This window comes from Stenotrophomonas sp. 05L414_2, from assembly GCF_056397905.1.
On record NZ_JBFTOJ010000038.1, the window covers coordinates 21,453 to 27,735 of the forward strand.

General features: G+C 68.1%; 4 protein-coding genes. 3 read left to right on the plus strand and 1 reads right to left on the minus strand.

Translation table 11 applies throughout. The annotated features are described in order from the left end of the window. Nucleotides 1-15 precede the first annotated feature (15 nt). Both AC1DJN_RS07590 and AC1DJN_RS07595 read left to right on the plus strand, forming a co-directional pair. Nucleotides 16-1,194 (plus strand): serine hydrolase domain-containing protein, encoded by a 1,179-nt coding sequence (locus AC1DJN_RS07590; RefSeq protein WP_313116798.1) that lies wholly within the window; start codon nucleotides 16-18, stop codon nucleotides 1,192-1,194. After that, the gene (locus AC1DJN_RS07595; protein ID WP_032975553.1) at nucleotides 1,191-2,375 is read left to right on the plus strand and encodes an MFS transporter; all 1,185 of its coding nucleotides are present in this window, start codon (nucleotides 1,191-1,193) and stop codon (nucleotides 2,373-2,375) included. Before AC1DJN_RS07590 ends, AC1DJN_RS07595 begins: the two co-directional genes overlap by 4 nt. A gap of 202 nt (nucleotides 2,376-2,577) precedes the next feature. Here AC1DJN_RS07595 and AC1DJN_RS07600 read toward each other — a convergent pair whose 3' ends face one another. Next, entirely contained in the window at nucleotides 2,578-4,197 is a 1,620-nt protein-coding gene (locus AC1DJN_RS07600) for an EAL domain-containing protein (protein ID WP_478039048.1), read from the minus strand. Between the two features lie 228 nt (nucleotides 4,198-4,425). Here AC1DJN_RS07600 and cycA point away from each other — a divergent pair, with 228 nt between their 5' ends. Beyond that, nucleotides 4,426-5,799 carry a D-serine/D-alanine/glycine transporter gene (cycA, locus tag AC1DJN_RS07605; protein ID WP_478039049.1) on the plus strand — a complete coding sequence of 458 codons (1,374 nt, stop codon included), beginning with the start codon at nucleotides 4,426-4,428 and terminating at the stop codon, nucleotides 5,797-5,799. Nucleotides 5,800-6,283: the final 484 nt, after the last annotated feature.

Genomic DNA, 6,283 nt, shown 5'->3' on the forward strand with positions numbered 1-6,283 from the left:
CCACGGATCACCCCGATGACACTCGCCCTTCCTGTTGATACCGCACCGGCACTGCCCGCGGTGAGCGCGCTGCTGCGGGCCGTGCATCCGCAGCGCCTGGTCGGTGCGGTGGTACTGGTGCGCGAGCACGGCGTGCTGCGCCACGCCAGCGCCAGTGGCCTGGCCGACCGTGAATCGAACACGCCGATGCGCCGCGACCACCTGTTCCGGCTGGCCTCGGTGAGCAAACCGCTGCTGACCACGGTGATCCTGCGCCTGGTAGCAGACGGGGTGCTGGACCTGGACGCGCCGGTGCAGCGCTGGTTGCCGGCGTTCCGCCCGGCACTGGCCGATGGCAGCCGCCCGCCGATCAGCCTGCGCCAGCTGCTCAGCCACAGCAGTGGGCTGGGCTACCGCTTCCTGGAAGCCGATGCCCAGGAGCCTTATGCGCAGGCGGGTGTGAGCGATGGCATGGACGCGAACCCGGTGACGCTGCAGCAGAACGTGCAGCGCATCGCGCAGGCGCCGCTGTTGTTCGCGCCGGGCAGCCAGTGGTTGTACTCGCTGGGCGTGGATGTGGCGGGCGCCGTGGCTGAAGCGGCCACCGGCGAAAGGTTGCAGGTGTTGTTCGACCGGCTGCTGGCGCAGCCGCTGGGCCTGCGCGACACCGCGTTCGCCACCGCCGAGGGTAGTCGTCTGGCCACGCCGTATGTCAGTGACCTGCCGCAGCCGCATCGGTTGCGGGAGGGCGAGGTGGTGCCTGCGTTCGAGGGCTCGGTGGGCATCGAATACAGCGTGGCGCGGGCGACCGATCCACACCGCTATCCGTCGGCAGGCGCGGGGCTGGTGGGCAGTGCCGATGAGGTGATGGCCGTGCTGGAAGCGTTGCGCGATGTGCGCGCCTCGCAGCTGCTGCCGGACAGCGTGGTTGCACAGATGGGAACCCCACAGGTCGGCGAGCTGGGACCGGTTGATCCGCCGGGTTGGGGATTCGGCCTCGGCTTTGCGGTCCTGCGTGATGCAGCGGCCAGCGGCACACCGCAGACCGCAGGGACATGGCGTTGGGGCGGTGCTTACGGCCACAGCTGGTTCGTGGACCCGGCGCGTGGCCTGAGCGTGGTCGCGCTGACCAACACGCTGTACGAAGGCATGCATGGCGCGTTTGTCGATGAACTGCGCGATGCGGTGTACGCCGATCTGGAGACGCTGCGATGAGCGGCCACGCAATTGATGCAGGGGCTCCGGCGGGTGAAGCAACGCGCTTGCCGTGGCGCGGGCTGCTGGCACTGGCCGGTGGTGGCTTCATCACCCTGCTGACCGAAACGCTGCCAGCGGGCGTGCTGCGGCCGATGGGCGAGAGCCTCGGCGTCAGCGACGCGGCCGCAGGGCAGCTGGTGAGCGTGTATGCACTGGGCTCGGTGCTGGCTGCGTTGCCGATGACTGCGCTGACCCAGCGCCTGCCACGTCGTCCGCTGCTGCTGGCGGCGATTGCCGGCTTCATGGTGGTCAACACCGTGACCGCGCTGAGCCACGACTACGTGCTGACCCTGGTGGCGCGCTTCCTGGCGGGTGTGGGCGCGGGCCTGCTGTGGTCGCTGGTGGCCGGCTATGCCGCGCGCATGGTGGTGCCGGAACTGCAGGGAAGGGCGATCGCGGTAGCGATGATCGGCTCGCCGCTGGCGCTGTCGCTGGGGGTGCCGGCCGGCACCTTGCTGGGCCAGCAGATCGGGTGGCGCTGGGCGTTCGCGTTGATGAGCGTGCTGGCGGTGCTGCTGCTCGGCTACGCCCGATGGGCGCTGCCCGCGTTGCCGGCGGCCGGTGCAGGCCGGCGCATGTCGCTGGGTTCGGTCTGGCGCATGCCCGGCATCCGCAGCACGCTGCTGGTGATGGTGCTGTACGTGCTGGCGCACAACGTGCTGTACACCTACATCGAGCCGTTGGCAGTGCAGGCCGGCGCCGGGGCGTGGCTGGACCGGCTGCTGCTGGCATTCGGCATCGCCGCGATCGTGGGTATCGCCATCGCCGGCTGGGGCGTGGACCGCCACCTGCGCGCGCTGGTGTGGGCCAGCGTGATCGGCTTCGTGATGGCGGTGGTTTCGCTGCTGCTGTGGCCAGGCCTGCCGGGCGTGCTGCTGTTGGTGACGATCCTGTGGGGCGTCGCGTTCGGTGCGGTACCCACCCTGTTCCAGACCGCCCTGGCGCGCCGCGCCGGTGCCGCCGCCGACCTGGCGCAGTCGATGCTGGTGACCGGCTGGAACCTGGCCATCGCCGCCGGCGGCGTCGGCGGCGGCCTGATGCTGCAGGCCAGCGGCGCCCAGCACCTGGCCTGGCTGCCGTTGCTGCTGCTGGTGGTGTGCGGCCTGTGGGTCTGGGCGCGGCCGAAGGCCTGGGCGTAGGCGTCGATCAAGGATGACGGGGTTGCCGGCCAGCGGCCGGCACTACCCCGGCCGAAGCTCAACAGCGCGCGCGAGCGCAGCGACCCGCTGTTGCTTTTCTCTTCTCTATTTACGTGGTGGAACGCCGCAGAGATCTGTACCGCCCGGCCAACCCACGAACAGCTTTATGCGACCCACCACGAGGGGCGGCGCCGTTCGCCGGCTACTCCCCCGCCTGCTCGCGCTCGAACGGCACGCTGCGCGGATTCTGCATGTGCTCCCGCGCCGCGCCGTACTGCTGCTGGCGCTTGCGGTGGAAGGCGATGAACTCATCGCGCGGCAACGGCCGCGAGAACAGCCAGCCCTGGCCGAACTGCACGTGCTGGCTGTGCAGGTAGGCCAGCTGCGCTTCGGTTTCCACGCCTTCGGCCACCACCCACAGGCCCAGCTCGCGGGCCATGCCGATGATGTGCGGCGTGACCGGGCTGGTCGCGCTTTCGGTGCCGATCGCATCGACGAAGGACTTGTCGATCTTCAGTGCATCCAGTGGCAGCTGCTGCAGGTACTGCAGGCTGGAATAGCCGACGCCGAAATCATCGATGGCCACGCTGTGGCCCGCGCGCCGAGCCGCGGCCAGCATGGTGCGGGCACGGTCGATGTCGAGGAAGCCATGTTCGGTGGCCTCCAGCCAGATCTGCTGCGGCAGGATGCCGCTGCCGGCCATGCGCTGCGAGATCACCTTCAGCGCAYGTCCGCTGCTGATGTCCTCGGCCGCCAGGTTGATCGCGATGTGTGCACTGCGATCCTCGGCCAGCAGCTCACGCATGTCGGCAACCACGTTCTCGATCACCAGGTCGGTGATGGCGGCGATCATCCCGGCTTCTTCGGCCAAGGGAATGAACAGGTCCGGACGCACCTGCGTGCCGTCGGGGCGCTGCCAGCGCACCAGCGCTTCGGCGCCGACGCAGATGCCGGTGTCCAGTTCGATGATGGGCTGGTAGTGCAGGTAGAGTTCGCGGCGGCGGATGGCGATGCCCAGTTCGCCGCGCATCGACAGCCGTCGTCGCGACAGCCAGATCACCAGGCCGGCACCGGCGGCGGCCATCAGCAGGCCCAAGGGCACGAACAGCCACGCCTGCTGCCGGAACGTGGCCGCCAGCGCGGTGCGCGGCGCCGTGGCGATCGCCAGCCATTCACCGCTGCGCGCGCTGGCATACAGGGTGTCGCGGTCCAGGCCTTCGCCGGGCTCACGCAGCAGGCGCTGCAGCAGGGCCGGGTCCATGCCATCCTGCTGGGTCAGCAGCCGTCCATCCGGACTTGCCAGGGCCAGCCGCACGTCCGGATCGACGATGACGTCGACGAAGCGCCGAGGGTCGACCAGCACGTCGTAGGCCCCGTACATCATGGACAGCATCGGCCGCCGGCCAGCCGCCTCGGGGCGCACGTTGACGGTGATGCCGGCACCATCGCTGGTGACGTGGTCCGGCGTGGGCTGGTCCACATCCTGCTGGAACGGCCCCCACGACGTGCAGCGCAGCTTGCCGCCCTCGAAGTAGCCCATCTGGTCCGACGACGGCGTGGTCATCACCAGGGTCTGCATGCGCTGGATGTGTTCGGCCCCGCAGGGCGGCAGCACGGTGGCCTCGGCCGACTTCAATGCCGCCAGCGCTTCCTGATAGGACACTTCGGTACGGCGCAGGCTGCGCTCGGCGATGGCATGCAGCCGCTGCTGTTCGACACTTACGGCACGGTCCCAGGTGGCATAGACCATGACCGCGATCGGCACTGCAGCGGCCAGCACGGCCAGGACGGTGCCGCCGATGATGACCCGCAGTCGGCTCATGACCGGGGCTCCAGAGAGGTGTGCAGGGCTGGGCACATGGGCGGGGCCGGTCCTTGGGCGATGGCGGTATATGAACACGGCGCAGGGCTGGGCGGAATGGGACAAAGGCGGTAACGGGTCACATTGTGGTGAAAATGACACTTGCTGACGGCCCTGGGCCGTCCGGCGCTGGCGTTGTGGCAGCGGGAGGACTAACGTCGAACGCTTCACCCGCCCCTTCCCGCGCCCATGACCGAGCCCGCCACGCCCCCCGAGCACCTGCGCCGCAGCCTGTCCAACCGCCACCTGCAACTGATCGCCATCGGCGGTGCCATCGGCACCGGCCTGTTCATGGGTTCGGGCAAGACCATCAGCCTGGCCGGCCCGTCCATCGTGTTCGTCTACCTGATCATCGGCGCGATGCTGTTCTTCGTGATGCGGGCGATGGGCGAGTTGCTGCTGTCCAACCTGSAGTACAAATCCTTCATCGATTTCTCCACCGATCTGCTTGGCCCATGGGCCGGGTTCTTCTGCGGGTGGACGTACTGGTTCTGCTGGATCGTCACCGCCATCGCCGACGTGATCGCCATCGCCGCCTATGCGCAGTTCTGGTTCCCGGGACTGGAAGCGTGGAAACCGGCGCTGGCCTGCGTGATGCTGCTGCTGTCGTTGAACCTGGTGACGGTGAAGCTGTTCGGCGAAATGGAGTTCTGGTTCGCGCTGATCAAGATCGTGGCGATCTGCGCGCTGATCATCACCGGTGCTGGACTGGTGGCGTGGGGCTTCACTTCGCCCAGCGGCCACACCGCATCGCTGTCGAACCTGTGGAATGACGGCGGCATGTTCCCGATGGGCCTGGTGGGTTTCTTCGCCGGTTTCCAGATCGCGGTGTTCGCCTTCGTCGGCATCGAGCTGGTGGGCACCACCGCTGCGGAAACGGCTGACCCGGAGCGCAACCTGCCCAAGGCGATCAACTCGATCCCCGTGCGCATCATCATCTTCTACGTGCTGGCGCTGATCGCGATCATGGCGGTGACCCCATGGCGCCAGGTGGTGCCGGACAAGAGCCCGTTCGTGCAGCTGTTCGTGCTGGCCGGCATTCCCGCCGCCGCCAGTCTGATCAACTTCGTGGTGCTGACCTCGGCCACGTCCTCGGCCAACAGCGGCATCTTCTCCACCAGCCGCATGCTGTATGGCCTGGCCGAGGAAGGCCACGCGCCACGTGGCCTGTCCAAGCTCTCGCGCGCTGCAGTGCCGGCACGGGGCCTGCTGTTTTCCTGCCTGTGCCTGCTGGGCGGCACCCTGCTGATCTACCTGATCCCCAACCTGGTGACCGCCTTCACCCTGGTGACGACCCTGGCGACGGTGTTGTTCATCTTCGTGTGGTCGCTGATCCTGGTGGCCTACATGGTCTACCGCCGCCGCTACCCCGAGCGCCACGCGGCCTCGATCTTCAAGATGCCCGGCGGCGTGGCGATGTGCTGGGCCTGCCTGCTGTTCTTCGCCGCCGTGCTGGTACTGCTGAGCCTGCAGGCCGACACCCGCCAGGCGCTGATCGCCAGCCCAGCGTGGTTCGTGCTGCTGGGCGCCGGTTATTGGCTGCGGCGGAAGATGGCGAGATAGTCAGCAAGACCCTCGCCAACAGATCCAACGGCCYCGGYGAGYCCCATCCACGCATGGCGTGGATCTACGTGTCGACCAAGGTCGACACCCACCAACAGCCGCRTGGYCGACATCCTYCAGCMRCCGCGGGAGATGGCGCAGTAGTCAGCAAGACCCTCGCCAACAGATCSARCGGCCTCGGCGAGTCCCAWCCACGCATGGCGTGGATCTACACGTGTCGACCAAGGTCGACACCCACCARMAGCCGCGTGGYCGACACCCATCAACAGCCGCATGGTCGACACCCATCAACAGCCGCATGGTCGACACCCATCAACAGCCGCATGGTCGACACCCACCAACAGCCGCATGGTCGACACCCACCAACAGCAGCACAGAACACCGTTCCCAGATCGCGGAAATCTGTCGAAGGCGGGGTGGGTCCGGTTGCGGGGGTGTCCGCGGCTTGGATGCCGCGGCCAATCCCCCAGTGTCGGGTTTACGG